The sequence below is a fragment of the Aeromonas sp. FDAARGOS 1403 genome (assembly GCF_019047325.1).
GTDB lineage: Bacteria > Pseudomonadota > Gammaproteobacteria > Enterobacterales > Aeromonadaceae > Aeromonas > Aeromonas dhakensis.
On sequence record NZ_CP077249.1, the window covers coordinates 1,711,949 to 1,737,884 of the forward strand.

Genomic DNA, 25,936 nt, shown 5'->3' on the forward strand with positions numbered 1-25,936 from the left:
CATGCAGGGAAAGCACAACACACATCAGGAACACGTGGCCTCCTACTACGCGGCCACCCGCAATGACAATCAGCAGTGGCCAGAGCTCAGCGGGGAGTACAATGCCGAGGTCTGCATCATCGGCGGCGGCTTCACCGGTCTCAATACCGCCATCAATCTGGCCGAGGCTGGCTACAAGGTGGTGCTGCTGGAAGCCAACCGTATCGGCTGGGGCGCCTCCGGGCGCAACGGTGGTCAGCTCATTCGCGGTATCGGTCACGACACCAGCCAGTTCGCCCGCTGGATTGGTGAAGAGGGTGTGCGCGAGCTGGATCTGATGGGGCTGGCGGCGGTCGAGCTGGTGCGCGAGCGAGTCGAGCGTTTCAACATCGACTGCGACCTGCGCTGGGGTTACTGCGATCTGGCCACCCGTCAGCGCCATCTGGCCGGCTTCGAAGATGAGCTCGCGCACCTGGCGAGCCTCGGCTACCGGCACGAGCTGAAACTGGTGGCGCGCGAAGATATGCATACAGTGGTGGGGTCGGAGCGCTACATCGGCGGCATGATCGACATGGGCTCCGGCCACCTGCACCCTCTCAATCTGGCGCTGGGTGAGGCGCGCGCGGCGGCCAGCCTGGGGGTGGCGCTGTTTGAGCAATCCAGAGTGGTGCACATCGACTATGGCGAGCGGCTGCAGGTCACCACGGCCCATGGCCGGGTCAGCGCCGACTACCTGGTGATCGGCTGCAACGCCTATCTCAATGACCTCAACCCCGAGCTGGGGGGCAAGGTGCTGCCGGCGGGCTCCTACATCCTCGCCACCGAGGTGCTGGAGAAACGGCTGCGCCAGCGGCTGCTGCCGCAAAACATGGCGGTGTGCGATCAGAACGTGGCGCTCGACTACTACCGCCTCTCCGCCGACGGCCGCCTGCTGTTTGGCGGCGCCTGCAACTACTCGGGACGGGATCCTCGCGACATCAAGGCCTTCATGCTGCCCAAGCTGCTGCGGGTGTTTCCCGAGCTGGCGGAGACCGCCATCGAGTTCCAGTGGGGCGGCATGATAGGCATAGGGGCCAACCGGCTGCCCCAGATCGGCCGCCTGGCGGATCATCCCAACGTCTTCTATGCCCAGGCCTATTCCGGTCACGGCCTCAACGCTACCCACATGGCGGGCAAGCTGGTGGCAGAGGCGATCAGGGGGGAGAGCCGGGGGTTGGATCTGTTTGGCCGCGTGCCGCACATGACCTTCCCCGGCGGCCCGGCGCTGCGCTCGCCCTTGCTGGCGCTCGGCATGCTCTGGTACCGCTTCAAGGATCTGTTCTAAGCGAGTCAGGGCTTGCCACGGCTCGGCAAGCGGTTGCCGCCCCGTTTGCCGGCCAGCCGGATTTATCCTGCCGTTGCCTCGCTTTATAGCCGGAGTTGTCAAAAATCCATCGTGCGCCAATTTCTTGTGCTGATCAGAGGAACACACCGGATTGGCGCGGGGTTTGCCATCTGTGAACGGGGTTCGAGCCGCTGAGGATCAGCGGCGGCCCCGCTCAGGAGATAAGGACAATGACAACAAACGTAACAGCCGCGGGAAGCGTCGGCTCGCTGGCGCAACTGCTGGCAACGCGCAGCGGCGAACGGCAGGAGAGACCAGAGATGCCGCCCCCGCCGCCCCCCGGTGCGAGCAACAAGATGGAGCAGGATCTCAAGTCGGTGCTGGCCGAGCTGGGCCTGTCGGGCAAGAGCGAGGAAGAGAGCTGTGAGAGTGCCGAGAGTACCGCCGCCAGCGGTGGTTCACTCGATTCCTTCATGGCGAGCCTGATGGATGCCCTGCACGCTCAGCAGGAGGGGAGCAAGGCCATCGCCACTGGCAGCAATGACAATCCCATGAAGCTGGATCTGCAGAGCCTGCTGGGTCAGCTGGATGGGGAAGGGGAGCCTGGCAGCGAGGTGAGCGCCCTGCAGAGTCAATTCTCCAGCCTGCTGGAGAGCAGCGGCAACAGCGGTAGCGGGGTGACTCTGAAAGATCTTTTGTCGGCCTTTGCCAGCAAGATCCCGAGTGACGCGCCCGACCGGAAGGGTTATATGGTGGATACCCAGGCCTGAGTCGGCCCGGGTTGCCTGGCCGGGGCCGCGTCAGTGAGCGGGCTCGGCCAGACGCCAGCCCTGCTCGGTCTTCATCATCCACACCTCGGCCTGCTGCGGCAGCACCTGGCCCGCCTCGAACTCACCGTACTTGCGCTCCAGCTCCATCAGCCCCATCTCCTGCTGGAAGGGGCCGACCCTGTCATAGACCAGATCCTCGTCCTGCAGTACCTGCAACTGCTCCAGTCCCCGCTTGAAGTGGAGCTGGTAGCTCACCTTGACCAGATAGACCCCCTCCATGCGCTCTTCTTTATCGAGGATGGCGAAGTCGCTGATCTCGAACAGATTGGCGTCGGTGTCTGCCTGCAACTTGGCGGTGACCTGGGTCCGGATTGCCTCTTCACCTGGACCTGCGTAACAGCCATAGAGCCAGAGGGCCAGCAGGGGGATGAACCACTTTTTCATCAAAACTCCGGACGAACGAGACGGGAAAGGGCAAATTTTGCCATGCTGCCGACCATATACAAGGGATTGCCAGAAAAATCAGTCAGTAAGGGGTGAGAGGGAGGGGGTGTGCCCGGAAGGGGCAGGGTCGATGGCACACTCCAGCACGATAGCCTCGGCCCGGTAGCCGGCCAGCTCGCGGCGATAGCACTCGGTGAACCCTCGGCGCTGCCAGAAGGACAAGGCGACCTCATTGCTGGCAATGACCGACAGGCGCAGCCGGGTTGCGCCCCAAGCGCGAGCCAGCGTGCAGGCGTGAAGATAGAGTGCCTGCCCCCGGCCAGCCCCTTGCCAGAGTTCCCCTACCAGCAACAGCCCCAGATAGGCGGTGGTCGGTTCGGGATAGCCGCGCAGCAGATCGAGCACGGCGGTAAGCTCCCCCGCCTCCCAGCACCCGATCACCTGTTTGGCAGAGAAGGGCAGCGTTGGCGGACAGGCCGTGAGCGCCTCCTCTGCTGCCTGGGCGCAGAGCGGCGCGTGACTTATCGCTGCCTGATAGGCTGGAGCCAGTTCGAACAGCCGCTGCAGGGCGGGCGCATCGCTTGCCTGCAGCTGACGCAGCTCAGTTGGCATCGCCAATCCTGTCCAGCTGACCGAGGAACTCGGCGGGCCCCATAAAGCCGGTCACCCGCTGGCCGCTCACCTCATTGCCGGCGCGGTCGAAGAAGATCAGGGTCGGCAGGCCCAGCACGTTGAGGCCGTTGAGCAGTTCTACATCGGCATCGTCGTTGGCGGTGACGTCCGCCTGCAGCAGTACCATCTGGCCGAAGCGCTCGCGCACGGCGGGGTCGTTGAAGGTCTTGTGTTCGAACTCCTTGCAGGCCACGCACCAGTCGGCATAGAGATCGAGCAGCACCGGCTTGCCGCGGGCGGCGGCCAGCTGGGTCTTGAGATCGTCCAGGGTCTTGATGCGGATGAAGGCCGGGGTCTCGGCCTGGGCGGCGACGCTGGCGCCCGGGGAGGGCAGCAGCAGATCCTTGCCCACCACCACGGCACTGATCATCGCCAGCAGCAGCACGAAACCGCGCAGGCTGCGCCCCACCGAATGTTGCTGGTGCTGGTTGTGATGGTAGAGGTAGCCGCACAGCAGCAGCCCCCAGCCGAGCCAGGCCAGGGTGGCGACCTGATCGCTCCACAGCCTGGAGAGCAGCAGGATGGGCACCGCCAGCAGCGCAAACCCGAACAGCTGCTTGATTACGTCCATCCAGGCGCCCGCCTTGGGCAGCAGCTTGCCGCCCGAGGTGCCGAGCAGTAGCAGCGGCAGCCCCATGCCGAGCGACAGGGCGTAGAGGGCCGCGCCGCCGAGCCAGAGATCGCCGCTCTGGGCCACGTAGATGAGGGCGCCGGAGAGGGGGGCCGTGGTGCAGGGGGAGCAGACCAGGCCGGAGATCATCCCCATGATGCCGACCCCGAGCACGGAGCCGCCCTGCTGGCGGTTGGAGAGACCGGAGAGGCGGGTCTGCAGGCTGCTCGGCAGCTGCAGGGTATAGAGCCCGAACATGGAGAGGGCCAGCAGCACGAACATCACCGAGAGCCCGATCAGCACATAGGGGTGCTGCAGCGCGGCCTGGAATTTCAAGCCTGCCGACGCCACCACCAGCCCGAGCAGGGTGTAGGTGACCGCCATCCCCTGCACGTAGACGAAGGAGAGCAGGAAGGCGCGGCGGGTGGAGAGGCGATGGCCGGCCCCGGCGATGATCCCGGTCAGGATGGGATACATGGGGAAGACGCAGGGGGTGAAGGCGAGGCCGAGCCCCAGTGCGAAGAAGGCGGCGACGCTGAGCCAGAAACCCTGGTTGCCGAGGGCGGCCGCCAGCTGATCCTGCTGACTGCTGGCCGGGGCCGGCGTGGGCGCATCGACCTGGTCATGTGGCGGCTCGGCGACGAGGGGCTCGACGGCGATCCGCTTGTCGGTCGGGGGATAGCAGAGGCCGTCGGTGCAGCCCTGATAGCTGATCTTGAGGCTGGCCTGCTGGCCCGCCTCGGTCAGGGTGACGGGGATCTGCACCTCCCGGTAATAGACCTGGGTCTTGCCGAAGAAGTCATCTTCATGATCGGTGCCGGCGGGCAGCACCGGCTCCTCGAAGGTGAGGTTCTCGCCCTGGAAGCTGAAGCGGTGGCGGTAGAGGTAGTAGTCGTCGGCGATGCGCAGGCGCAGCAGCAGCCGGTTGCCCTGCTGTTCGCTCTCGAGGACGAACGCCTCGTCCACTTTCAGAAATTTGGGCTGGGCGCTGGCCTCGATGCCGAGGGCACTCAGCAGATCCGTGCTGCTGGCCCGGGCCGGCAGTGAGCCGAGCCCGGTCAGCAGGGCGCAGAGCAACAGCAGGGGAGAGAGCAGGCGAAACGGCGTCATGAAGTTTCCTGTTTTATCCAGTCGAGATAGGGCTGGTGGCCCTGGCTTGTCGGCAGCGCCAGGATCTCCGGCACCTCATAGGGGTGATGAGCAAGGATGCACTGGCGCAGCGGCTCGAACAGGGCCGCTTGCGACTTGATGATGAGCTGGATCTCTGTGGCCCGCTCGATCCGGCCCTGCCAGCGATAGACGGAGGTGAGGCCGGGCAGCTGGTTGATGCAGGCCGCCAGCCGCCGGTCGAGCAGTTGTTCGCATATGAGGTCGGCACTGGCCTCATCCGGGCAGGTGCAAAGCACCAGAATGGCGTCAATCATGGTGAAATTTCTCGTCCGTACCGGGCGGCAAGGCGCCCGCAAACCAGTGGCTACTATACCTAGCGACGGGTCAAATAGCATCTGGCGCACTTTGCGGCTGCGACATGAAAATAAGTGGGGGGCATGAGATAGACGCTGTCAGAGCGACAAGGCAGAATGAGCGGGCTTGTTCCCATTCGACGTAAGGAAATGTATGACCCAACAGAATGAGCAGCAGAGAAACCGCATGTTGAGCCTGTTGCGCGAAGGTGAGCGCCGTATGTTGGTGCAACTGGCCGGTCTGCTGCGTACCAGTGCCGATGAAATCAATGCCGAGCTGGAAAAAGAGGAGTTGCTGGAGACCCTGGAGCAACCGGTCACGGTGGAGTATCTCAACGGCGTGGTGCAACACCATCTGTTCGAGCGCCTGCACAAGGGTGACATGGTGGCGGCCCAGCGTCTGCTGACCCAGTACCAGAGCGACCTTGAGGCCATGCTGACCCAGGAGGCCGAGGCAGAGGCCCAGACCGAAGAGCTGAAGGCACAAGCCTGAAGGCCGCGGCAGGCCCGCCGGGCTTGTCCTCCCCCAGCACCATCATGCCTCTTGCATGATGGTGCCTCGTTTTTCCCACCGTTTTTTGCCGTCGTTCAACCCAGTGCGTTCTGCTGCCACTGACCCGGGATCGGGTACACCTTGTCGTAGCTCCAGTTGTAGACGAAGGCGTAGACCAGATAGAAGGTCACGAAGCCGATATTGAGCGCCAGCGCCGCCAGCAGGGCGAGATCCAGCCACCAGGCGATGACCGGCAGGGTGAGCGCCATGAAGCCCCCTTCAAAGCCGAACGCATGGACCACGCGCTGCCAAAAGGTCTTGTGCGGGTGCCCCTGGTACTTGAGCAGCAGCTTGTCGAAGCCGATGTTGTAGACATAGTTCCAGACGGTGGCCAGTACCGAGAACAGGACGGCCAGCGGCCCCATGTGGCTGAGCTCGATGCCTGTGATCCAGCTGGCCAGGGGGGCTGCGATGAGCAGACCTATCACTTCAAAGCCGATGGCGTGGCGGATACGGTCATTGCGGGTACGCATAAATTCCTCTCTTTAAACAGCTATGTTGACTGACTGGTTGGCAATCTATCCCTATTTATTGATAGTTTCACGTTGGTATCCATCGCTAAAATAGATGGATGACCACATTTGCAGGAGCAGGATGATGAACCCATCGCTGGAACAACTCAGGGTATTGTTGGCCGCCGCGCAGGCAGGCTCCTTCTCGGCGGCCGCACGCCAGCTGGGCAAGGCGCAGTCGGTAGTCAGCACCGCCATCGCCAATCTGGAGATAGATCTGGGGCTGGAGCTGTTCGATCGCAGCGGGCGCTATCCGGTGCTGACCGAAGCGGGCGTGCGCATCAGCCAGGAGGCCGGCATCTTGCTGGCCCAGAGCGCCCGCTTGCAGGCCATCGCCGGCGAGCTGGCCAGCGGCGTCGAGTCGCGCCTGACCCTGGCCATCGATGATGACTCCCACCTGCCCTGGCTCGGCGCCGTGCTGGAGGAGTTCGCCACCCACTACCCGACGGTTGAGCTGGAGCTGCTGTTTCCGCTGATGGAGGATCTCACCGAGATGCTGATTAGCGGCCGCGCCCAGCTTGGCATCAGCTATCAGAAGGAGCACCCGCAGCAGGAGATCGTGGCCCGCTCGCTGGGAGGCGTCGCCATGCCGCTGGTGGTCTCCCCCGAACATCCGCTGGCCCACAAGGCGCCGCTGCGGGAGAGCGATCTGCAGGGGGCTCGCCAGCTGCTGGTGACAGGGCGACGGGAGGGGACGGAGCGCCATCGCTTTCGCCTGTCGGCGCAGGTGTGGTGGGTAGAGGGGGATCTCGGGATCCTGGAGCTGGTGAAACTGGGGCTGGGGTGGGCGGCAGTGCCCGATTTTCTGCTGCACCGGCCGCTGGCTCGGGGCGAGGTGGTGGTGCTCAAGCCGGACTTCATCACCCAGCCCGAGCTGGCGCTGGAGCTGCAGTGGCATCGCGCCCGCCCGCTCGGGCAGGCGGGGCGCTGGCTGAAGGAGGCCCTGCTGGCGCGGGTGCGCTAGCAGGGCGCTTGGCTTCGCTTACTCGGTCAGCTGATAGGGGAGGGGCTGCAGGGTCAGGCTTGAGCCTTCTTCCTGCTTGAGCCGGAAGCGGGCGTCGGCCTCGGTGTCTTTGGGCAGCACGGCGGTGAGCCACAGCTCGCCATCCTGCTGCCAGGCGTTGAGCACCATGCCGCTGCGGCGCCAGTTGTCACCGAGCTGGATCTCCAGGGTGTCGCCGCTGGTAACCGGGGTAGTGGCGGTGCCGCTCAGCACGAACAGGGCGCGGTTGTTGGCGCCGCGATACTTGGCGCGGGCCACCGTCTCCTGCCCCATGTAGCAACCCTTGGTGAAGCTGATGCCATCCAGCGCCTGCAGGTTGAGCATCTGGGGAATGTACTCACCCTGATGAACCGCTTCCAGATGGGGGATGCCGGCCTTGATCTCCAATCCCCACCAGAGCGACTCGGGGCCGTTGGGCAGGGCCAGTGCCAGCGGCTGTTCGCTGACCAGCAGCCAGCGATCGGCTTCGATCCGCACCGCCATGCCACCCTCGATGAGGCCGCTCTGCTGCAGGTCGTATTGCCCCGCGATCCAGCCATCGGTCCCCTGACCGGCTACGCCGACCGCCTGGCCGTGATTCTCGCTGATCTCGACCTTGGCAAAGATCGCGAACTTCTTGAGCTCGGGCAGCTGGCGGGCCAGCACCGACGGCTTGGTCAGCATCAGCAGGCGATCGCTCAGGCAGAGCAGGCGAAAATCGCTCCACAGCTTGCCCTTGGGATCGCAGTGGCCGCCCAGGGTGCTCTGGCCCGGCTGCAGGGCGTTGACGTCACAGGTAACCTGACCCTGCAGGTATTTGGCGCGATCCGGGCCGCTCAGGCTGGTGATGGCCAGGTCGGTCAGAGGGAACAGGGTTGGCTCGGCAGGAAGGGTTGGCAGGCTCACGATGGCATTCCAGAGACAGAAAGTATGTGACCTGCATGGTAAAGACGTAAGGAATGTTTGTCAGCCGGAAAATCCAGCTGGTACCATCGCCGGGTCTTTGTAAGGAGAGTTCCATGTTGAGCCCAATTGAAAAATCCCGCCTGAAGTGGGCCTGCCGCCGTGGCATGCTCGAGCTGGATGTGATCTTTATGCCCTTCTTCGAGCACGAGTTCGATGGCTTGAGCGAGGCCGATCAGCAGACCTTTATCCGTCTGCTGGAGTGCGAGGATCCGGAGCTGTTCCGCTGGAGCATGGGCCACGGCGTGCCGGAAGACCCCGCCTTCGCCGCCATGATCCCGCTGATCCTGGAACGCAATCAGGCCCGTCACGATCGCCAGCGTTGATCCATCCGTACGGGTGTCGATGCCCGTCACCGTCTCCAGGCAGCAGCGTCTGCTGCTGTTGTCGCTGTTTCTGCTGATCCTGTGGCCACTGGCCGCCCTGATCCACGGCTGGCAGTGGGCCCTGTTGCTGCCCTGCTGGGGTCTGGGGTTGTGGCGTGCCTGGCTCGACACAAACCGGATGACCGGTGTGCTGGAGTGGGACGGTCAGTGGCTCAGCTGGCAGGGCAACTGCTATCAGCTGGGGGCGGGCAGCCGCATCTGGCCCGGGGTACTCTGGCTGCAGCTGGTAGCGTTGGAGCGTCCCGCCAGCCGGCTCTGGCTGTTCAGTGATGCGCTGGCACCGGCCCACTACCGCACGCTGGCTCGCGCCATTCACTTCTCCCAGCCGACCCGCTAGCCGCTCTTCCCCATAAAACAGATGACCCCGCCGGAGCGAGGTCATCTGGATATTGCTTCTTATTGCTTGTAGCAGAGGCTAGTCCCGCTCCGGCGTCAGCACGGTCGGCCTGGAGTCCGGCTGCATGTCCGGATACTCCGGGTTGCAGCAGTGCAGGCCGTGGGACCTTCAGGCTCATTGCTGAGCGCAAAGATCAATCCCGCTCCGGCGTCAGCACGGTCGGCTTGGAGTCCGGCTGCATGTCCGGATAGTCCGGGTTGCAGCAGTGCAGGCCGCGGGACCTTCAGGCTCATTGCTGAGCGAAAAGATCAATCCCGCTCCGGTGTCAGCACGGTCGGCTTGGAGTCAGGTTGCATGTCCGGGTAGTCCGGGTTGCAGCAGTGCAGGCCGCGGGACCTTCAGGCTCATTGCTGAGCAAGAAGATCAATCCCGCTCTGGTGTCAGCACGGTCGGCTTGGAGTCCGGCTGCATGTCCGGGTAGTCCAGGTTGTAGTGCAGGCCGCGCGACTCCTTGCGCTGCAGGGCGCAGTTGACGATGAGCTCGGCCACCTGCAGCAGGTTGCGCAGCTCCAGCAGGTTGTTGGAGACCCGGAAGTTGGCGTAGTACTCCTGCACCTCCTGCTTGAGCAGGTCGATGCGGCGCTTGGCGCGGGCCAGACGTTTGTTGGTACGCACTATCCCCACGTAGTCCCACATCATCAGCCGCAGCTCGTGCCAGTTGTGCTGGATCACCACCAGCTCATCCGAATCTTCCACCTTGCTCTCGTCCCACACCGGCAGACGGGGCGGCTCCACGCTCATCGGCAGCTTGGCCAGGATGTCGGCCCCCGCCTGATGGGCATAGACCACGCATTCGAGCAAGGAGTTGGAGGCCATCCGGTTGGCGCCGTGCAGCCCGGTGTAGGTCACCTCGCCGATGGCGTAGAGGCCAGGAATGTCGGTCTGGCCGTTGTTGTCGATCATCACGCCACCGCAGGTGTAGTGGGCGGCAGGGACGATGGGCATCGCCTCCTTGGTGATGTCGATGCCGACCGCGAGGCAGCGCTCATGGATGGTCGGGAAGTGCTTGATGATGAAATCGGCCGGCTTGTGGCTGATGTCCAGATACATGCAGTCGGCGCCGAGCCGCTTCATCTCGTGGTCGATAGCGCGGGCGACTATGTCTCGCGGTGCCAGCTCGGCCCGCTCGTCGAAGTCGGGCATGAAGCGGCTGCCGTCGGGGCGGCGCAGATAGGCCCCCTCGCCGCGCAGGGCTTCGGTCAGCAGGAAGTTGGGGTCATCGGGGTGGAACAGGCTGGTGGGGTGGAACTGGTTGAACTCCAGGTTCGCCACCCGGCAGCCGGCGCGCCACGCCATGGCGATGCCGTCACCGGAGCTGACGTCCGGGTTGGAGGTGTACTGGTACACCTTGGAGGCGCCACCGGTGGCCAGCGCCACGAAACGGGCGCGGATCACCTCGACCTGCTCGGCGTTGCGGTTCCAGACATAGGCGCCCAGTACCCGGTTGCCCGGCAGACCCAGCTTGCGGGTGGTGATGAGATCGACCGCGTTGAAGCGCTCCATCAGCTGGATGTTGGGGTGAGCCCGCACCTGGTCGATCAGGGTGAGCTGCACCGCCTTGCCGGTGGCATCGGCCGCGTGGAAGATGCGGCGATGGCTGTGGCCCCCTTCGCGGGTCAGGTGATAGTGGGACTCCCCTTCGGCGTCCTCCTCCTGATCGAAGGGGACTCCCTGCTGGATCAGCCACTGGATGGAGTCGCGGGCGTTGCGGGCGGTGAACTCCACCACGGCAGGGTCACACAACCCGGCCCCGGCGTTGAGCGTGTCGCTCACGTGGGATTCGATGCTGTCGGTCTCGTCGAACACGGCAGCGATGCCTCCTTGCGCATAGAAAGTGGCCCCTTCACTGATGGGCCCCTTGCTCAGAACCAGGACTTTGGCCTGGTCTGCCAATCGCAACGCGAGAGACAAACCGGCGGCACCGCTGCCAATGATCAGTACGTCGCAAAGGTATTCAACACTTGCTTTCATAAGTATCATTGGCCTGGATTAAGAACTGGCACCATGGTAGCCCAAGCGAGGGTGGTGATGCAGCCTGCGTCACATTTTTTTCAATGCAAGCGAACTTTCCCTGATTCCTCCTGTCTGAACTTGTGCGCTTAGGAAGGGCCGGAAAAGAAAAACGATAACCTGATGGGGGTTTTACGGCTCTGATGAGCGACCAGAATCTACTGGACGAACAGCTGGTTGAACGGGTCCAGCGTGGCGATAAAAATGCATTCAACCTGTTGGTAAAAAAATACCAGCACAAGGTGGTCAACCTGGTGGCCAGGTATGTCAACAATCCGGGCGATGTACCGGATGTGGCGCAGGAGGCTTTCATCAAGGCTTACCGCGCGCTGCCGACATTCCGTGGCGAGAGCGCCTTTTACACCTGGTTGTACCGGATTGCCGTGAACACGGCCAAGAATTATCTGACCTCTCAGGGGCGCAGGCCGCCCAGCAGTGACGTAGAGGCAGAAGAGGCAGAATACTATGGCGGTGGCGAAGCCTTGCAAGAGGTGGCCACCCCGGAAAACCTGACGCTGACCGACGAGATCAAGCGCACCGTGTTTTCTGCCATAGAAGCTTTGCCGGAAGACTTGAGGACAGCTATCACCCTTCGCGAACTGGAAGGGCTGAGCTACGAAGAGATTGCCGAAATCATGGATTGTCCGGTGGGTACGGTGAGATCCCGCATCTTCCGGGCGAGGGAAGCAATCGATAAAAAGCTGCAACCTCTGATCGAGAATTAACTGGGGAAAGACAGGTTAACTTATGGCAAATAAAGAGCAACTCTCGGCCCTGATGGACGGTGACTTGAGCGATGTTGAGGTTCTGAACGAGCTGGGAACGGATCCGGCTCTGCAAGAGACCTGGTCTCGTTACCACCTGATTGGTGATGCCATGCGGGGGGACCTGCCGGTCAATCTGCAACTGGATCTGAGCGACAGCATCATGGCTGCGCTGGAAGATGAGCCTACCATACTGGCGCCCAAGCCGGTGGAGAGCAAACCTGCCGCACCGCAGCCGGGTACCGCCAAGACCGCCACCATAGTGCCGTTCCTGCGCCGCGCCGGCCAGCAGGTAGGGCAATACGCCATCGCCGCCTCGGTCGCTGCCGCCGTCATCTTCGGGGTGCAGCAGTATCAGGGGCAGGACGGTGTGCCGACCAACCCGGTACTCAACACTATCCCCGTTGGTGGCAGTGCCTCGCCGGTGAGCGTGCACTATCCGCAGGACGGCAATCGTGCGACCCAGCGTCAGCAGGGGTTGAGCGAACAGCAGATGCAGGAGCAGCGCGAGCGCATCAACGCTTTCCTGCGCGACCACCAGTTGCAACAGCGTCTGCTGCAAGACAAGCAGATTCAGGAATAACGGATTAGGGATCAGAACGTGCGCCAGTCCAGCCGTATTTTGCTGGCCTCTCTCCTGTTGATCAGCGCCAAGGCCTCGGCCGACGACAAGTCGGCCGAGGCCTTGTTGCAGCAGATGCAGAGTGCCGTCTCGCAACAGAATTTCGAATTGTCCATGGTCAAGGTCCGGCAGGGGCGACTCGAGCCTATCCGCTTCAGCCACGGCGTGATCGATGGCAAGGAGGTGGCTCACCTCAGCTACCTCGATGGCAAGACCATCGAGTACCTGCAGCGCCAGGACGAGTACACCTTTTTTGAAAATACCCATGAACCCTACACCCTCAAGGGGGCACGTTTCCCCGGCGTGTGGGCCACCTTGGTGAGAATGCCGTTGCCGCGGGTGCTGGAGAGTTATGATCCTGTGCTGGCCGGCCGCAGCCGGGCGGCTGGGTTGGTGGCTCAGGTGGTGCGGCTGGTGCCCAAGGAGGCCGACAAGTACGGTTTCGTGCTCTGGATTGATGAGCAGAGCAGCTTGTTGCTGCGGGTGGACATGGTGGATCGGGAAGGCAACCTGGTCGAACAGGTGTTGGGGGTGGATCTGGACCGGCTCCCTGCGCCGGCCCCCTGGCTGGTGAAGCTGGCCAGCAGCAAGCTGCCCCAGGCACTGGCGCTGGAAGATGCCTATCCGGCGCCGCAGCAGCAGCTGAACTGGCACCTCACCTGGCTGCCTGAAGGCTTCAAGGTGCTCTCCCGGGATCGTCACCAACTGGTGACTACCAGTCTGCCGGTGGATTACATGATGCTCTCCGACGGGCTGGTGGATCTCTCGGTCTACGTGGCCCGGGTCGATCCCAAGCAGGCGGTGCGCCAGCAACTGATCCGTCAGGGCGCCACCTCGCTGGTGAGCTTCGTCAATGACGTGGGGGTCGAGATCACTGTGGTCGGGGAAGTGCCAGCCGACACCGCCAAGCGGATTGCCGAATCGGTGCAGCCGCTGGCCCGCAACGAGGCCGTACAGTAAGCCGTCAGACGCGGCTGCTTGCCCAAGGCCGGCAGCCGTGTTCAGATTGGGTCAATCTATCTTTCGTTATTGTGGAACCGTCTTGTGAGTGGAATGAGCGAAGAGCTGGCAACCGTGGTGGCCATTGATGGAGAACATGCCTGGGTGGAGTGCGAACGGCGCTCCGCCTGCAGCGGTTGTCATCAACAGTCCAACTGCGGCACCGGCACGGTGGCCAAGGCGTTTCCATTGAAAGCGCAGCGACTGCGGGTGGCGCTCACCGCCGAGGTGAGCGTCGGCCAGCAGGTGAGGCTCGGCATTCCCCAGGCGAGCATCCTGCAGGGGGCCGCGCTGGTCTATGTGCTGCCGCTGTTCTGCCTGCTGGCGGGGGCCCTGCTGGGGCAACTCTGGCTGGCACCCCTGCTCTCTGCGGGGGAGGGGGTCACCATCCTCTGCTGCCTGCTGGGGGGCCTCGTCGGTTTTTCACTGGTTCGTTACTTTTCCAACCGGCTCGATCAGGGGGCCTATGGTCCCCGCATGCTGGGTGTGGTCCTGCCCACCCGCCATCTCTCCTGACCGTGCAGGCCGCTATTTCTGGTGCTTCGTCGACTAAAGATTGGCCGTCGACCGGGTTATCCAGTAAAATCCTGCCTCCATATCCGGCCCTAACCTAATTTTGAGTGATTCTTGCTCGATGAAACACATTCGTAACTTTTCGATTATTGCGCACATCGACCACGGTAAATCGACCCTGTCGGACCGTCTGATCCAGACTTGTGGCGGCCTGTCCGACCGTGAGATGCAGGCTCAGGTGCTTGACTCCATGGAACTGGAGCGCGAGCGCGGCATTACCATCAAAGCACAGAGTGTGACCCTGAACTACCAGGCACAAGACGGTAACACCTACCAGCTGAACTTTATCGACACCCCGGGCCACGTGGACTTCTCCTACGAGGTCTCCCGCTCGTTGGCGGCCTGTGAAGGGGCACTGCTGGTGGTGGATGCCGGCCAGGGGGTTGAGGCACAGACTCTGGCCAACTGCTATACCGCCATGGAAATGGACCTGGAAGTGGTGCCGGTGCTGAACAAGATCGACCTGCCGGCCGCCGAGCCAGAGCGGGTTGCCGAAGAGATCGAGGACATCGTCGGCATCGACGCAGTCGATGCGGTGCGCTGCTCCGCCAAGACCGGCCTCGGTGTCGATCTGGTGCTGGAAGAGATCGTGGCCAAGATCCCGTCTCCGGAAGGGGATCCGGATGCCCCGCTGCAGGCGTTGATCATCGACTCCTGGTTCGACTCCTATCTGGGCGTCGTCTCCCTGGTGCGGATCAAGAACGGTTCGCTCAAGAAGAACGACAAGATCAAGGTAATGAGCACCGGCCAGACCTGGGGTGTCGATCGCATCGGGATCTTCACACCCAAGCAGGTGGATACCGACGGTCTGGGCTGCGGCGAGGTAGGTTGGGTCGTCTGCGGCATCAAGGACATCCACGGCGCGCCGGTGGGCGATACCCTGACCCTGGCCAAACACGGTGCCGAGAAGGCGCTGGCCGGCTTCAAGAAGGTGAAGCCGCAGGTTTATGCCGGTCTGTTCCCCATCTCCAGCGATGACTACGAGTCCTTCCGCGATGCACTGGAGAAGCTGTCGCTCAACGACGCCTCCCTGTTCTACGAGCCGGAGAGTTCCACCGCACTGGGCTTCGGTTTCCGTTGCGGCTTCCTCGGCATGCTGCACATGGAGATCATCCAGGAGCGGCTGGAGCGTGAGTACGATCTGGATCTGATCACCACGGCGCCGACCGTGGTCTACCAGATCGAGCAGACCGACGGTACCACCATCCACATCGACAGCCCGGCCCAGATGCCCGCCATCACCAGCATCAAGGAGATGCGTGAGCCGATCGCCGAGTGTCACATCCTGTTGCCGCAGGAGTACATGGGCAACGTGATCACCCTCTGTATCGAGAAGCGTGGCGTGCAGACCAACATGGTCTACCACGGCAAGCAGGTGGCACTGACCTACGAGATCCCGATGGCGGAAGTGGTGCTCGATTTCTTCGACCGCCTCAAATCCACCAGCCGCGGTTACGCCTCGCTGGATTACGGCTTCAAGCGTTTCGAAACCTCCGACATGGTCCGTCTGGACATCATGATCAACGGCGAGCGGGTCGACGCCCTGGCCATCATCACCCACAAGGAGAACGCCCAGTATCGCGGTCGCCAGGTGGTGGAGAAGATGCGCGAGCTGATCCCGCGCCAGATGTTCGACATCGCCATCCAGGCTGCCATCGGCAACCAGATCATCGCTCGCAGCACCGTCAAGGCCCTGCGCAAGGACGTGACCGCCAAGTGCTACGGTGGTGACGTGAGTCGTAAGAAGAAGCTGCTGAACAAGCAGAAAGAAGGCAAGAAACGGATGAAGTCTCTGGGCCGTGTCGACGTGCCGCAGGAAGCCTTCCTCGCAATTCTCCACGTCGGAAAGGATTAATAGATGGCAAGCACGTTTTCCCTGATCCTGGTGGTGGTCTGCGCGATCACCGGTGTTATCTGGTGTCTGGACAAGATGATCTGGTCCAAACAGCGGGCCGCCAAGATTGCCGTGGCCCGTGCCCACGGCGGCGCCCATCTGGACGAGAAAACCCTGGCCAAGGTGGCCCCCGTGCCGGTCTGGATCGAACAGACCGCCGGGGTCTTCCCGGTCATCACCCTCGTACTGATCCTGCGCTCCTTCATCTTCGAACCGTTCCAGATCCCGTCTGGTTCCATGATGCCCACCCTGCTGGTGGGCGATTTCATCCTGGTGGAGAAGTTTGCCTACGGCCTCAAGGATCCGGTGACCAACACCAAGTTCCTTGAGACCGGTGAACCCAAGCGCGGCGACGTGGTGGTGTTCAAGTATCCGCTGGATACCCGGGTGGACTACATCAAGCGCGTGGTCGGCATGCCGGGGGATCGGGTCATCTATCGCAACAAGGAGCTGATGATCCGGCCCAAGTGCGAGGAGCAGGAAGGGAAAACGTGCCCGGGCTTCCAGAAGCTCGACGTCAAGTTTGAACAAAGGGGTGAATTTACCCAGATGGGGATCCCGCTTGACCGCTATACCGAGCAGCTGGGCGAGGTGTCTCACGAGACCCTGCGCAACCCGCTGATGCCCGATATGGTCGGCCGTTACTACCGCCAGCCCGGCACCTACCCAGACGAGTGGGTCGTACCGGAAGGCCAGTACTTCGTCATGGGCGACAACCGTGACAACAGTACCGACAGCCGTTTCTGGGGCTTCGTGCCCGAGCAGAACCTGGTGGGCAAGGCGGTCGCTATCTGGATAAGTTTTGAATTCGAGCGCGAAGAAGGCTCCCTGCTGCCGAGCTGGGTACCGACAGGGGTGCGCTTCAACCGCATTGGCGGAATCAAGTAAATGAATATCAAGATGAACAGACTGCAGTCCCGTCTTGGGCATGTCTTTCAGGATCAAGAACTGCTGACCCGGGCGCTGACTCACCGCAGCGCCGGCTCCCGTCACAACGAGCGACTGGAATTTCTGGGTGACTCCATTTTGAGTCTGGTGATTGCCGACGATCTGTTCCACCGCTTCCCGCAGGCGGCGGAAGGGGATCTCAGCCGGATGCGCGCCACCCTGGTGCGTGAGAAGACCCTGGCCGAACTGGGCCGGGAGTTCGACCTCGGGGATCACCTGATCCTGGGGCCGGGCGAGCTGAAGAGCGGCGGTTTTCGCCGTGAATCCATTCTGGCCGACACGGTCGAGGCGGTGATTGGCGCCGTCTATCTGGATACCAATCTTGAGACGGTACGGACCCTGCTGCTGGGCTGGTACGCCAGCCGCCTGGACGAGATCAAGCCGGGCATAGAGCAGAAGGATCCCAAGACCCGTCTGCAAGAAATTCTGCAGGGAAGCCGCAAATCCCTGCCGACCTACACAGTGACCAACGTCAAGGGCGAAGCCCACAACCAGGAGTTCACCGTCCAGTGTGAGGTGGAAGGCCTGGATGGTCCGCTGGTCGGGGTCGGCACCAGCCGCCGCAAGGCCGAACAGGCCGCGGCGCAGCAAGCATTGGAAAAACTGTCATGACAGATAGCACTTATTGCGGCTTTGTCGCCATCGTGGGCCGCCCCAACGTGGGCAAGTCCACCCTGCTCAACAAGCTGCTTGGCCAGAAGGTCAGCATCACCTCGAAGAAGCCCCAGACCACCCGTCACCGGATCCTGGGGATCGACACCGAGGAGAACTATCAGACCATCTACGTGGATACCCCGGGTCTGCACATTGAAGAGAAACGGGCCATCAACCGCCTGATGAACCGCGCCGCCACCAGTTCGCTGGGGGACGTGGCCATGGTGGTGTTCGTGGTCGACGGCACCCACTGGACCAAGGACGACGAGATGGTGCTGGGCAAACTGCGCAACCTCAAGTGTCCCGTGGTGCTGGCGGTCAACAAGATCGACAACGTCAAAGAGAAAGAGGATTTGCTGCCCCACCTGGAGTGGCTGGGCCAGCAGATGAACTTCTCCCATATCCTGCCCATCAGTGCCGAGAAGGGCACCAACGTGGAGAAGATCCGCGAGTGGGCCAAGGATCTGCTGCCGGAAAACGTCCACTTCTTCCCGGAAGATTACGTGACCGACCGCTCCTCCCGCTTCATGGCCTCCGAAATCATCCGCGAGAAGCTGATGCGCTTCACCGGTGAGGAGCTGCCCTACTCGGTGACGGTGGAGATCGAACGCTTCAAGGTGGAAGAGAACGGTCTCTACCACATCCACGGCCTGATCCTGGTGGAGCGCGAGGGCCAGAAGAAGATGGTCATCGGCAACAAGGGCGAGAAGATCAAGACCATCGGCACCGAGGCCCGCATCGACATGGAACGGCTGTTCCAGAACAAGGTGCACCTCGAGCTGTGGGTCAAGGTCAAGTCCGGCTGGGCCGACGACGAGCGCGCCCTGCGCAGTCTCGGCTATGGCGACGACTGATTGCTGACCCCGGCTTTCGTCATTCACAGTCGGCCCTATCGAGAGACCAGCCAGCTGGTCGAGGTTTTCACCCAGGATAGTGGCCGTTTTACCCTGGTGGCTCGCGGTTCTCGCGGGCCACGCTCGCCTCTGAAGGGGCTGTTGCAACCCTTTACCCTGCTCACCATCGCCTGGCGTGGCAAGGGGGATCTCAAGAATCTCACCCAGGTCGAGTGCCCGGATCACTCCCTGCGCCTCGGTGGCGATCGCCTCTTCTACGGCCTCTATCTCAACGAGCTGGTCTACTACCTGCTGGAGGCGCACACCCCCTTCCCCGAGGTGTTTGATGCCTATGCCCGCGCCATCATGGCGCTGGCCGACGGCGAGACGCCGGAGCTGCCGCTGCGCCGCTTCGAGTTCCTGCTGTTGCAGGCGCTGGGTTATGCGGTGGACTTCGAGTACACGGCGGATGACGAGTCGCCAATTGAACCAACCCTGCTCTACGGCTTCGAGCGGGAGTTGGGCTTTGTCGCTTGCGAGCGGGCGCCGGATCCCCGTACCCTGTTTCTCGGCGCGCACCTGCTGGCCTTTGCCGAGGGGCGTTTCGATACTCCCCCCCTGTTGCAGGCGGCCAAGCGTTTCAGCCGGCTGGCGCTGCAACCCTATCTGGGACGGCGTCAGTTGAAGAGCCGGGAGCTGTTTTTAAAACGTCGTAATAGCTTGGGTTAACCGCCCTGCGGCGTTACCCAACACGGCAAGAATGTTACCTAGGTCCGATTACGCTGCGCTAATCGAACCTACGAGCTGCCACACACGTGACATACGGATATCGGCGCTGGCGCCTAGGCGGCAGCTGCACAGTTAACAGTGAAGAGCTTCAAGGAGTCGTCAATGAGCGAAATCTATCTGGGTGTGAACATCGATCACATCGCCACCCTGCGCAATGCCCGGGGCACCCAGTATCCGGATCCGGTACAGGCCGCCTTCGTGGCCGAGCAGGCCGGTGCCGATGGCATCACGGTGCACCTGCGGGAAGATCGCCGCCACATCACCGACCGTGACGTGGAGATCCTGCGCCAGACCATCCAGACCAGGATGAACCTGGAGATGGCGGTGACCGAGGAGATGGTCGGCATCGCCTGCCGTATCAAGCCTCACTTCGTCTGCCTGGTGCCGGAGAAGCGCACCGAGGTGACCACCGAGGGGGGCCTGGACGTGGCCGGCCAGCTGGACAAGGTGACCGATGCGGTGACCCGTCTGGCCGCCGTCGGCGCCCAGGTGTCGCTCTTCATTGATGCCGACCTCATCCAGATCGATGCGGCCGCCGCGAGCGGTGCACCCTTCATCGAGATCCACACCGGTCGCTACGCCGATGCCACCACGGATGCCGAACGCAACGCCGAGTTCAAGCGCATCGCCGCCGGTGCCTCCTATGCCGCCGGCAAGGGCTTGAAGGTCAATGCCGGCCACGGCCTGCACTACCACAACGTCAAGGCCATCGCCGCCATCCCCGAACTCTATGAGCTCAACATCGGCCACGCCATCATCGGCCGCGCCGCCTTCGACGGCCTGGCCAAGGCGGTCAGCGACATGCGCTTGCTGATGCAGGAAGCCCGTCAGGGGATCTGATCTGTCGGCAGGGGCTGGGCCCCGCCACACGAAGAGAAAAGGGACGCCATGGCGTCCCTTTTTGTTGTGACCAAGCATGATGGAAAGGTCGGTGGCGGTCAGACTTGCACTGCCTTCTGCGATGTTCAGAGCTTGCCGTCGCTCATGCACATGCGGATCTTGGCTGCGACCACCTCCTCCATGGCGGCCATGGCGGGCACCAGATACTGGCGCGGGTCGCTGGCGTCGGGGTGGGAGGCCAGGAACGCCTTCATGGCGTCGGAGAAGGCGATCTTGAGTTCGGTGGCCACGTTGACCTTGCACACCCCGAGCTCGATGCAGCGGCGCACGTCCCGGTCGGGAATGCCGGAGGCACCGTGCAGCACCAACGGTTCCGCTACCCTGGCCCGGATGGCGGCGAGGCGCTCGAAGTCCAGGCGCGGCTCCTCCTTGTAGAGGCCGTGGGCCGTTCCGATGGCGACGGCCAGGGAATCGATGCCGGTGCGCGCCACGAACTCGGCCGCCTTGTCAGGGTCGGTCAGATGGGCGTTGGCGGCGTCCACGATGAGGTCATCCTCCTGGCCGCCGAGCTGGCCCAGTTCTGCCTCCACGCTTGCCCCCAGGCGGTGGCAGAAGGTGACGACCCGCTGCACCTTGGCGACGTTCTCCTCGAACGGCAGGTGGGAGGCATCGATCATGGCGGAGTGAATGCCGGCCTCGACCTTGTAGTGGATATCCTGCTCGTCCTCGTGGTGGTCCAGATGCAGTACCAGCGGGATGCGGTACTGATGGGCAGCCGAGGCACAGATGGAGACCAGGTACTCGACCCCGGCGTGGCGGTAGGTACCCGGCGTGGCGGCCAGGATCACCGGGGAGTTCAGTTTGGCGGCAGTGCGGGCCACCACCTCGACGGTCTCCAGGTTGTGGATGTTGAAGGCGGGCACCGCATAGCCGCGGCGCTGGGCATCTTTAAGCATTTCGTGGGACGAGATCAGATACATGAGGACTCCTTGGCACCCTGGCGGGCACCAGCTTCAGGGAAAGAGAGCGGGGCAGGGGCGGGGAGGATCTCCCGGCCCGCTACCCAGATATGTTGTTGATTGAGTTCCGCAGTCAGGGCGAGCAGGTTGGCCTGCTTGCCGACGGCCAGCGAGCCGAGGCGATGTTCCATCCCCAGCATCCGGGCCGGTGCCAGCGAAGCCATGCGGATGGCCTCCTCCAGCGGCACGCCGGCCAGCTGCACCATGTTGCGCACGGCGGCGAGCAGGGTGAGGGTGCTGCCCGCCAGGCCGCCGGTGTCGGTGCGCACCACCCCGTCCTTCATCTCCACCCGGTAGTCGCCGAGCAGGTAGTGACCGTCCGGCATGCCGGCGGCGCGCATGGCATCCGTGATGAGCAGCAGGCGATCCCTGGCGCAGCAGTGACAGAGTCTGAGCACGCTCGGATGGACGTGGTGGCCGTCGGCGATGAGCTCCAGCCAGGCACCGGGATGCACCAGACCCGCGCCGACCATGCCGGGTTCTCTGTGGTGCAGGCCGCGCATGCCGTTGAAGCAGTGCACCAGCCCGGAGGCCCCCGCCGCCAGCGCCGCCATGGTGGTGTCGTGGTCGGCGGCGGAGTGACCCAGCATCACCCGGATGCCGGCCTGCTTGAGATGACGGATGGCGGCCAGCGCCCCGGCCTTCTCGGGGGCGAGGGCGACCACCTTCAGGGTACCTCGCGCCACCTGTTGCAGCCGGTCGAGCTCCGCCAGATCCAGCTCGCGGAACAGGGCCGGGTCATGGGCGCCCTTGTTGTCCGGGGTGAAGTAGGGCCCCTCCAGATAGCTGCCGAGCAGTTGCGCGCCCGGCTGGGGGCTCGCCATGGCATCGGCGATGCGACCGAGGGTGCTGAGGATGGCGGGCAGCGGGGCGGTGACCGTGGTGGCGAGGAAGGCACCCACCCCTTCTGCCGCCTTGGCAAGGGAGAGGCGGGCCAGGGCGTCGGCCGCCTCGTCCATCACGTCAACGCCCGCCCCGCCGTGAACGTGGCCATCGATGAGGGCGGGCACCAGCAGCTCGACCTCCCGCACCGGGTCGTCGGCCGGGATGGGGTCGATGGCGGTGATGACGCCTCCTTCATGAGTCAGTACCTGGTGTGTCAGCCAGCCCTGCTCGGTCAGCAGGCGGCGGGCGCGGATCCGCTCTGCCATCTAGATCCCCTCCTCGGCCAGCGTCTCGGCCCGCTCGCGCGCCAGCTCGTCCACCAGGCTGGTGAGGCCGCGATGGCCACAGCACAGCGCCTGTTCACGAAACTGGGACGGGGTCAGCTCGCCGCGCTCCATCACCATCTCCAGCAGCAGCTGCAGATTGGTGCCGGTGACCACCTCCCGCCCGGGCTGGCGCAGCGCCAGGGTGGAGGCGACCCGAAACGGGGTTCCCCCCAGCAGGTCGGTCAGAAAGACCACCCCATCCCCTCGCTCAACCTGGGTCAGGGCGGTTTCGCACTGATCCTGCAGCAGGGCCGTGGTGGAGGACTCGGGAAAGTCGATGGCGACCACCGCCTCCTGCTCGCCGAGGATCTGCAACATGGCCTGTTCCATGCCGCTGGCGAAGCCGCCGTGTCCGCAAATGATGATGCCCAACATAATCTGTTCCTTTACAGCAAAGGGCCGGCCTCGTGCCGGCACCGGATTAGAGGAAGCCTGCAAACTTGCCGACGATGCCGAGCACGACCGTGATGACGATGAGGCGCAGCGGGCTCCAGCCGCGGCGGATCAGCCCATACATGGCCAGGGTGTAGAGCAGCGGCAGGAAGGCGGGCATCAGCTTGTCGAGCACGTCCGCCTGCAGCTTCACCACCGCATCGCCGGCGGTGATCTCCAGGGTGGTGCCGAGCCGCACATAGGTGGCGACCAGGGCGCCGATCACCGTCATGCCGACGATGGAGGCGGCATGGCCCACCTTGCGGGTGTTGGCCTTGATGAGCGGAATGGCGGCCACCCCCATGCGGTAGGCGTAGTGCGCCAGCCCGAAGCGCAGGCCGAAGTGCACCAGGTTGAACAGCAGGAAGAAGACCACAGCCCCCATGATGGAACCCTGCAGGGCCAGGTCGGCGCCGATGCCGCCGCAGATGGGCAGCAGGGTGAGCCAGAACATGGCATCGCCGATCCCGCCGAGCGGGGCTCCAACCGCGATCTTGGTGCTCTGGATGCTGTTGACGTTCTGCTTGGAGCGCTCCATCGCCAGCACTATCCCCATCACGAAGGTGACCAGAAAGGGGTGGGTGTTGAAAAAGCCCATGTGGCCCTTCATCGCCCGGGAGAGATCCTTGGGGTTGCTGTGGATCTTCTGCAGTGCCGGCAGCAGGCCGTAGAGCCAGCCAGAGGCCTGCATCCGCTCGTAGTTGAAGGAGGCCTGCAGCAGCAGAGAGCGCCAGGCGAAGCGGTTGATGTCCTGGCGGGTCAGCTCGGCCCCGAGGTGCTGATCTTCGTAGACGTCGTCGGAGACGGTGCGGGTCGGTTGCGGCTCGGCCGCCTGGGTCAGCCGGGTGGCGGTGTTGTTAGATGCCATCTTCAGTTTCCTCCTGGATGGGGCGGGCTTGTGGCGCCGGGTCCTTGCGCATGAAATCGATCAGAGCCATGGCCAGGGCGGCCGCAGCGATGGCCAGCACCGGCAGCTTGAGCCAGGCGGCGGCGACGAAACCGAGGATGAAGTAGGGGATGTAGACGTTCTTCATCATGATCTTGAGCAGCACGGCGAAGCCGATGGCGGGCATGATGCCGCCGGCGACGCCGAGGCCGTCGATGAGACGGGCGGGCAGCACGTCGATGGCGGTCTTGGCGTGTTCGGCCCCGAAGTAGGTGGGCAGGAAGGCGCACAGGAAGTAGAAGGAGCCGAGCGCCAGCAGCGCCAGGTAGTTGACCCGCTCGATGCCGCGCACATCCCCCTGTTCCGCCATCCGGTCACAGCGGGACATGACCCCCGACATCACCGAGAAGAGGAAGGTGATCCCCATCTGGACCGCCACCGCGAACGGCACCGCGACCCCGACCGCCACATCCGGCTTGACCCCGGTGGTGATGGCGAAGGTGGCGCCGACTATGGTGCCGATGATGACGTTGGGCGGCTGCGCCCCCGCCAGCGGGGCCAGCCCCATCCAGACCAGCTCCAGGGTGCCACCCACCAGAATGCCGGTGGGCAGGTCGCCGAGGATCAGGCCCACCAGCGGGCCCAGTACCACGGGCCGGTGGAAGTGGGTCAGGCCGTTGAACAGGTCAAGCCCGGCGAAGAACGCCAGCATGCCCAGCAAAAGCCCTTGCAACAAACTGATTTCCATCACAATTGTCCTTAATCAGATGAGGTTGAAAATGTCCTGTGCCGGTTCGGTCGGCACCCCCTGGACAAAGCAGGCGACGTGGGCGTCCTGCAGGGCGCGAAACGCCGCTATGTCCGACTCGTCCACCGATACCGTCTTGTGGATCTGACGCTTGCCGTCGGCGTAGTGCATGTTGCCGACGTTGATGCGGGGGATGGGCACCCCGCCCTCCACCAGGGTGCGAAAGTCCGCCGGACTCTTGCACACCAGCAGGATCTTCTGGCGATCGGCGGCCTTGCCGATGTTGTCGATCACCTTCTGCAGCGGCCAGAAGCGCACTGCGATGCCTTCGGCCAGCACCATCTCCATCAGGTTCTGCTGGATGGGGTCCTCTGCCACTTCGTCATTGGCGACCAGCACCAGATTGGCGCCGGCGAAGCCGACCCATTGCACGCCGACCTGACCGTGGATCAGGCGCTCGTCGATACGGCTCAGCACTATGTTCGGCATCAGACGCCTCCTTGCTGGTTGAACGGATAGATGTTGACCCCCTGCACGACCCGGTTGACCCGCCCGCTCGGGCAGGGATTGTCCGGGGTGATGCCCAGCACCAGCGCGGTGTGGAAGGCGTAGTACTGGGCGTAGAGCAGGTAGCAGAGCGCTAGCTCGGCGTCGTCACCGTTGAGGGGGGTGGGCAGATAGATGTGCTCGCCGGCGCTGATGAGCGGATCCGGCCGGTCGGCCAGGGCGACCACCCGGGCGGCATAGCCGTCCTGGCGCAGCTCACCGAGCAGGTCCAGATCGTACTGGCGGGTATAGGGATCGTTGGACACCATCAGCACGATCAGGGTCTGCCGATTGATGGCCGACTTGGGCCCGTGGCGAAAGCCGGTGGGGGAGTCGTGCATGGCCATCACCTGGCCGGCGGTGAGCTCCAGCAGCTTGAGGGCCGCCTCCTGGGCTACCCCCTGTAGGCTGCCGCTGCCAAGGTAGATGACCCGCTCCGGCAACGGTCGATCCCACTCGGGCACCTTCAGTTCGGCCTGGGGCAGGATGGCATCCCCCAGCGCGATGAGCGGCTGGCTGGCGATCGGGTTGAACTGGCGTGGCAGAAACACCGCCAGACAGCTCAGCATCATGCTGGTCAGGCTGCTGGTCATGGCAAAGCTGCGGTCGTGGGTCTGGGGCGGCATCAGCAGCGCCAGGGAGCGGGCATCCTTCTGGCAGCGGCGATAGAGCTCCCCCTCGCCGTTGCAGGTCAACACCAGGTGGTGGCACTCGCTCAGCAGCTGGCTGGCCAGCTCCACCGCCGCCACGCTCTCCGGGCTGTTGCCGGAACGGGCGAAGGAGATGAGCAGGGTCGGGCAGTCCTGTGCCAGGTATTCGCCCGGATCGGTGACGATGTCGGTGGTGGCGATCGCCTCGAAGCGGCCGTTGAGGCGGGCACTGAGATAGGGGGCGAGGGCGCGGCCGGCAAAGGCGGAGGTGCCGGCTCCGGTCAGGATCACCCGCAGGTTGCCCCGTGACAGCAGGGGCAGCAGGAAGCGTTCAATGGTGGCGCGGCACTCCTCCACCATGGTGAGGGTCTCCCGCCAGGTGGCGGGTTGCTGGCGAATTTCACGGGCGGTGGCCAGGCCGTTGGCCGACCGCAGCGTCTCTTCTGGATAACCAAGGATCATC

At 63.6% G+C, this 25,936-nt stretch carries 30 protein-coding genes; 16 read left to right on the top strand and 14 right to left on the bottom strand.

The annotated features are described in order from the left end of the window. The first annotated feature begins 1 nt into the window (after window position 1). Together I6L33_RS08205 and I6L33_RS08210 are read left to right on the top strand one after the other, a co-directional pair. Entirely contained in the window at window positions 2-1,303 is a 1,302-nt protein-coding gene (locus I6L33_RS08205; protein WP_216973875.1) for an FAD-binding oxidoreductase, read from the top strand. Window positions 1,304-1,533: 230 nt separating this feature from the next. Continuing rightward, on the top strand, window positions 1,534-2,073 hold the full coding sequence (locus I6L33_RS08210) for a hypothetical protein (RefSeq protein ID WP_241032855.1): 540 nt from the start codon (window positions 1,534-1,536) through the stop codon (window positions 2,071-2,073). A 30-nt stretch (window positions 2,074-2,103) separates the two neighbouring features. On the opposite strand, the gene I6L33_RS08215 is transcribed toward I6L33_RS08210, so the two are convergent. From I6L33_RS08215 to cutA, 4 genes are all read right to left on the bottom strand, one after another. Further along, window positions 2,104-2,517: a hypothetical protein gene (locus I6L33_RS08215; protein ID WP_005309347.1), complete on the bottom strand. Its 414-nt coding sequence runs from the start codon at window positions 2,515-2,517 to the stop codon at window positions 2,104-2,106. Window positions 2,518-2,595: 78 nt separating this feature from the next. Next, entirely contained in the window at window positions 2,596-3,129 is a 534-nt protein-coding gene (locus I6L33_RS08220) for an N-acetyltransferase (RefSeq protein WP_216973876.1), read from the bottom strand. Beyond that, on the bottom strand, window positions 3,119-4,909 hold the full coding sequence (locus I6L33_RS08225; protein ID WP_216973877.1) for a protein-disulfide reductase DsbD: 1,791 nt from the start codon (window positions 4,907-4,909) through the stop codon (window positions 3,119-3,121). Before I6L33_RS08225 ends, I6L33_RS08220 begins: the two co-directional genes overlap by 11 nt. Then, the gene (gene cutA / locus I6L33_RS08230; RefSeq protein WP_043147305.1) at window positions 4,906-5,223 is read right to left on the bottom strand and encodes a divalent-cation tolerance protein CutA; all 318 of its coding nucleotides are present in this window, start codon (window positions 5,221-5,223) and stop codon (window positions 4,906-4,908) included. Before cutA ends, I6L33_RS08225 begins: the two co-directional genes overlap by 4 nt. A gap of 193 nt (window positions 5,224-5,416) precedes the next feature. On the opposite strand from cutA, the gene I6L33_RS08235 reads away from it, so the two are divergent. After that, window positions 5,417-5,755, top strand: coding sequence for a hypothetical protein (locus I6L33_RS08235; protein ID WP_019839856.1), 339 nt, complete (start codon window positions 5,417-5,419; stop codon window positions 5,753-5,755). Between the two features lie 95 nt (window positions 5,756-5,850). Here I6L33_RS08235 and I6L33_RS08240 read toward each other — a convergent pair whose 3' ends face one another. Beyond that, entirely contained in the window at window positions 5,851-6,288 is a 438-nt protein-coding gene (locus tag I6L33_RS08240) for a PACE efflux transporter (RefSeq protein WP_216973878.1), read from the bottom strand. A gap of 124 nt (window positions 6,289-6,412) precedes the next feature. On the opposite strand from I6L33_RS08240, the gene I6L33_RS08245 reads away from it, so the two are divergent. Further along, window positions 6,413-7,291, top strand: coding sequence for a LysR family transcriptional regulator (locus I6L33_RS08245; protein ID WP_010635038.1), 879 nt, complete (start codon window positions 6,413-6,415; stop codon window positions 7,289-7,291). Window positions 7,292-7,309: 18 nt separating this feature from the next. On the opposite strand, the gene ygfZ is transcribed toward I6L33_RS08245, so the two are convergent. Beyond that, a complete protein-coding gene (ygfZ, locus tag I6L33_RS08250; protein ID WP_216973879.1) occupies window positions 7,310-8,215 on the bottom strand; it encodes a tRNA-modifying protein YgfZ in 906 nt (301 codons plus the stop codon). Between the two features lie 113 nt (window positions 8,216-8,328). On the opposite strand from ygfZ, the gene I6L33_RS08255 reads away from it, so the two are divergent. Together I6L33_RS08255 and I6L33_RS08260 are read left to right on the top strand one after the other, a co-directional pair. Then, the gene (locus I6L33_RS08255) at window positions 8,329-8,598 is read left to right on the top strand and encodes a succinate dehydrogenase assembly factor 2 (protein WP_005309363.1); all 270 of its coding nucleotides are present in this window, start codon (window positions 8,329-8,331) and stop codon (window positions 8,596-8,598) included. Between the two features lie 19 nt (window positions 8,599-8,617). Next, entirely contained in the window at window positions 8,618-8,995 is a 378-nt protein-coding gene (locus I6L33_RS08260) for a protein YgfX (RefSeq protein ID WP_216973880.1), read from the top strand. A gap of 423 nt (window positions 8,996-9,418) precedes the next feature. Here I6L33_RS08260 and nadB read toward each other — a convergent pair whose 3' ends face one another. Next, complete coding sequence (gene nadB / locus I6L33_RS08265; RefSeq protein ID WP_017786464.1) at window positions 9,419-11,026, bottom strand: L-aspartate oxidase; 1,608 nt, start codon at window positions 11,024-11,026, stop codon at window positions 9,419-9,421. Between the two features lie 182 nt (window positions 11,027-11,208). On the opposite strand from nadB, the gene rpoE reads away from it, so the two are divergent. From rpoE to pdxJ, 10 genes are all read left to right on the top strand, one after another. Then, window positions 11,209-11,790 carry an RNA polymerase sigma factor RpoE gene (gene rpoE, locus I6L33_RS08270; RefSeq protein WP_005309371.1) on the top strand — a complete coding sequence of 194 codons (582 nt, stop codon included), beginning with the start codon at window positions 11,209-11,211 and terminating at the stop codon, window positions 11,788-11,790. A gap of 22 nt (window positions 11,791-11,812) precedes the next feature. Continuing rightward, complete coding sequence (locus tag I6L33_RS08275; RefSeq protein ID WP_041203163.1) at window positions 11,813-12,412, top strand: RseA family anti-sigma factor; 600 nt, start codon at window positions 11,813-11,815, stop codon at window positions 12,410-12,412. Window positions 12,413-12,430: 18 nt separating this feature from the next. After that, on the top strand, window positions 12,431-13,411 hold the full coding sequence (locus tag I6L33_RS08280) for a MucB/RseB C-terminal domain-containing protein (RefSeq protein WP_216973881.1): 981 nt from the start codon (window positions 12,431-12,433) through the stop codon (window positions 13,409-13,411). 93 nt (window positions 13,412-13,504) lie between these two features. Beyond that, window positions 13,505-13,966: a SoxR reducing system RseC family protein gene (locus I6L33_RS08285; RefSeq protein WP_005309378.1), complete on the top strand. Its 462-nt coding sequence runs from the start codon at window positions 13,505-13,507 to the stop codon at window positions 13,964-13,966. A 118-nt stretch (window positions 13,967-14,084) separates the two neighbouring features. Then, complete coding sequence (gene lepA, locus I6L33_RS08290) at window positions 14,085-15,878, top strand: translation elongation factor 4 (protein ID WP_005309379.1); 1,794 nt, start codon at window positions 14,085-14,087, stop codon at window positions 15,876-15,878. 3 nt (window positions 15,879-15,881) lie between these two features. Then, the gene (gene lepB / locus I6L33_RS08295) at window positions 15,882-16,805 is read left to right on the top strand and encodes a signal peptidase I (protein ID WP_005309381.1); all 924 of its coding nucleotides are present in this window, start codon (window positions 15,882-15,884) and stop codon (window positions 16,803-16,805) included. Beyond that, entirely contained in the window at window positions 16,806-17,477 is a 672-nt protein-coding gene (rnc, locus tag I6L33_RS08300; protein WP_005309383.1) for a ribonuclease III, read from the top strand. Further along, window positions 17,474-18,373, top strand: coding sequence for a GTPase Era (gene era, locus I6L33_RS08305; protein WP_005309385.1), 900 nt, complete (start codon window positions 17,474-17,476; stop codon window positions 18,371-18,373). The genes rnc and era overlap by 4 nt, the downstream gene beginning before the upstream one ends. Continuing rightward, the gene (recO, locus tag I6L33_RS08310; RefSeq protein ID WP_010635031.1) at window positions 18,374-19,081 is read left to right on the top strand and encodes a DNA repair protein RecO; all 708 of its coding nucleotides are present in this window, start codon (window positions 18,374-18,376) and stop codon (window positions 19,079-19,081) included. 162 nt (window positions 19,082-19,243) lie between these two features. After that, window positions 19,244-19,981, top strand: a complete 738-nt coding sequence (gene pdxJ / locus I6L33_RS08315; RefSeq protein ID WP_139753468.1) for a pyridoxine 5'-phosphate synthase — start codon at window positions 19,244-19,246, stop codon at window positions 19,979-19,981. A gap of 125 nt (window positions 19,982-20,106) precedes the next feature. On the opposite strand, the gene I6L33_RS08320 is transcribed toward pdxJ, so the two are convergent. Genes I6L33_RS08320 through I6L33_RS08350 form a run of 7 tightly spaced genes read right to left on the bottom strand, consistent with a single transcriptional unit; the run spans window position 20,107 to window position 25,935 of the window. Continuing rightward, complete coding sequence (locus I6L33_RS08320; RefSeq protein WP_123247181.1) at window positions 20,107-20,961, bottom strand: tagatose bisphosphate family class II aldolase; 855 nt, start codon at window positions 20,959-20,961, stop codon at window positions 20,107-20,109. Next, on the bottom strand, window positions 20,952-22,151 hold the full coding sequence (gene nagA, locus I6L33_RS08325; RefSeq protein WP_216973882.1) for an N-acetylglucosamine-6-phosphate deacetylase: 1,200 nt from the start codon (window positions 22,149-22,151) through the stop codon (window positions 20,952-20,954). Before nagA ends, I6L33_RS08320 begins: the two co-directional genes overlap by 10 nt. Further along, on the bottom strand, window positions 22,152-22,586 hold the full coding sequence (gene agaF / locus I6L33_RS08330; RefSeq protein ID WP_010635027.1) for a PTS galactosamine/N-acetylgalactosamine transporter subunit IIA: 435 nt from the start codon (window positions 22,584-22,586) through the stop codon (window positions 22,152-22,154). It abuts the gene before it with no gap. A gap of 46 nt (window positions 22,587-22,632) precedes the next feature. Beyond that, window positions 22,633-23,511, bottom strand: a complete 879-nt coding sequence (gene agaE / locus I6L33_RS08335; protein WP_017785658.1) for a PTS N-acetylgalactosamine transporter subunit IID — start codon at window positions 23,509-23,511, stop codon at window positions 22,633-22,635. Beyond that, complete coding sequence (gene agaW / locus I6L33_RS08340; protein ID WP_011704758.1) at window positions 23,501-24,277, bottom strand: PTS N-acetylgalactosamine transporter subunit IIC; 777 nt, start codon at window positions 24,275-24,277, stop codon at window positions 23,501-23,503. The genes agaE and agaW overlap by 11 nt, the downstream gene beginning before the upstream one ends. 15 nt (window positions 24,278-24,292) lie before the next feature. Then, entirely contained in the window at window positions 24,293-24,766 is a 474-nt protein-coding gene (gene agaV / locus I6L33_RS08345; protein WP_005309404.1) for a PTS N-acetylgalactosamine transporter subunit IIB, read from the bottom strand. Continuing rightward, on the bottom strand, window positions 24,766-25,935 hold the full coding sequence (locus tag I6L33_RS08350) for an SIS domain-containing protein (protein WP_216973883.1): 1,170 nt from the start codon (window positions 25,933-25,935) through the stop codon (window positions 24,766-24,768). Before I6L33_RS08350 ends, agaV begins: the two co-directional genes overlap by 1 nt. Window position 25,936 lies beyond the last annotated feature (1 nt).

Bases quoted from the DNA above. Each gene is read 5' to 3' on its own strand.
- I6L33_RS08205 (WP_216973875.1), top strand. From the start codon at position 2: ATGCAGGGAAAGCACAACACACATCAGGAACACGTGGCCTCCTACTAC.
- I6L33_RS08210 (WP_241032855.1), top strand. From the start codon at position 1,534: ATGACAACAAACGTAACAGCCGCGGGAAGCGTCGGCTCGCTGGCGCAA.
- I6L33_RS08215 (WP_005309347.1), bottom strand. From the start codon at position 2,517: ATGAAAAAGTGGTTCATCCCCCTGCTGGCCCTCTGGCTCTATGGCTGT.
- I6L33_RS08220 (WP_216973876.1), bottom strand. From the start codon at position 3,129: ATGCCAACTGAGCTGCGTCAGCTGCAGGCAAGCGATGCGCCCGCCCTG.
- I6L33_RS08225 (WP_216973877.1), bottom strand. From the start codon at position 4,909: ATGACGCCGTTTCGCCTGCTCTCTCCCCTGCTGTTGCTCTGCGCCCTG.
- cutA (WP_043147305.1), bottom strand. From the start codon at position 5,223: ATGATTGACGCCATTCTGGTGCTTTGCACCTGCCCGGATGAGGCCAGT.
- I6L33_RS08235 (WP_019839856.1), top strand. From the start codon at position 5,417: ATGACCCAACAGAATGAGCAGCAGAGAAACCGCATGTTGAGCCTGTTG.
- I6L33_RS08240 (WP_216973878.1), bottom strand. From the start codon at position 6,288: ATGCGTACCCGCAATGACCGTATCCGCCACGCCATCGGCTTTGAAGTG.
- I6L33_RS08245 (WP_010635038.1), top strand. From the start codon at position 6,413: ATGAACCCATCGCTGGAACAACTCAGGGTATTGTTGGCCGCCGCGCAG.
- I6L33_RS08255 (WP_005309363.1), top strand. From the start codon at position 8,329: ATGTTGAGCCCAATTGAAAAATCCCGCCTGAAGTGGGCCTGCCGCCGT.
- I6L33_RS08260 (WP_216973880.1), top strand. From the start codon at position 8,618: ATGCCCGTCACCGTCTCCAGGCAGCAGCGTCTGCTGCTGTTGTCGCTG.
- nadB (WP_017786464.1), bottom strand. From the start codon at position 11,026: ATGAAAGCAAGTGTTGAATACCTTTGCGACGTACTGATCATTGGCAGC.
- rpoE (WP_005309371.1), top strand. From the start codon at position 11,209: ATGAGCGACCAGAATCTACTGGACGAACAGCTGGTTGAACGGGTCCAG.
- I6L33_RS08275 (WP_041203163.1), top strand. From the start codon at position 11,813: ATGGCAAATAAAGAGCAACTCTCGGCCCTGATGGACGGTGACTTGAGC.
- I6L33_RS08285 (WP_005309378.1), top strand. From the start codon at position 13,505: ATGAGCGAAGAGCTGGCAACCGTGGTGGCCATTGATGGAGAACATGCC.
- lepA (WP_005309379.1), top strand. From the start codon at position 14,085: ATGAAACACATTCGTAACTTTTCGATTATTGCGCACATCGACCACGGT.
- lepB (WP_005309381.1), top strand. From the start codon at position 15,882: ATGGCAAGCACGTTTTCCCTGATCCTGGTGGTGGTCTGCGCGATCACC.
- rnc (WP_005309383.1), top strand. From the start codon at position 16,806: ATGAATATCAAGATGAACAGACTGCAGTCCCGTCTTGGGCATGTCTTT.
- era (WP_005309385.1), top strand. From the start codon at position 17,474: ATGACAGATAGCACTTATTGCGGCTTTGTCGCCATCGTGGGCCGCCCC.
- pdxJ (WP_139753468.1), top strand. From the start codon at position 19,244: ATGAGCGAAATCTATCTGGGTGTGAACATCGATCACATCGCCACCCTG.
- I6L33_RS08320 (WP_123247181.1), bottom strand. From the start codon at position 20,961: ATGTATCTGATCTCGTCCCACGAAATGCTTAAAGATGCCCAGCGCCGC.
- nagA (WP_216973882.1), bottom strand. From the start codon at position 22,151: ATGGCAGAGCGGATCCGCGCCCGCCGCCTGCTGACCGAGCAGGGCTGG.
- agaF (WP_010635027.1), bottom strand. From the start codon at position 22,586: ATGTTGGGCATCATCATTTGCGGACACGGCGGCTTCGCCAGCGGCATG.
- agaE (WP_017785658.1), bottom strand. From the start codon at position 23,511: ATGGCATCTAACAACACCGCCACCCGGCTGACCCAGGCGGCCGAGCCG.
- agaW (WP_011704758.1), bottom strand. From the start codon at position 24,277: ATGGAAATCAGTTTGTTGCAAGGGCTTTTGCTGGGCATGCTGGCGTTC.
- agaV (WP_005309404.1), bottom strand. From the start codon at position 24,766: ATGCCGAACATAGTGCTGAGCCGTATCGACGAGCGCCTGATCCACGGT.
- I6L33_RS08350 (WP_216973883.1), bottom strand. From the start codon at position 25,935: ATGATCCTTGGTTATCCAGAAGAGACGCTGCGGTCGGCCAACGGCCTG.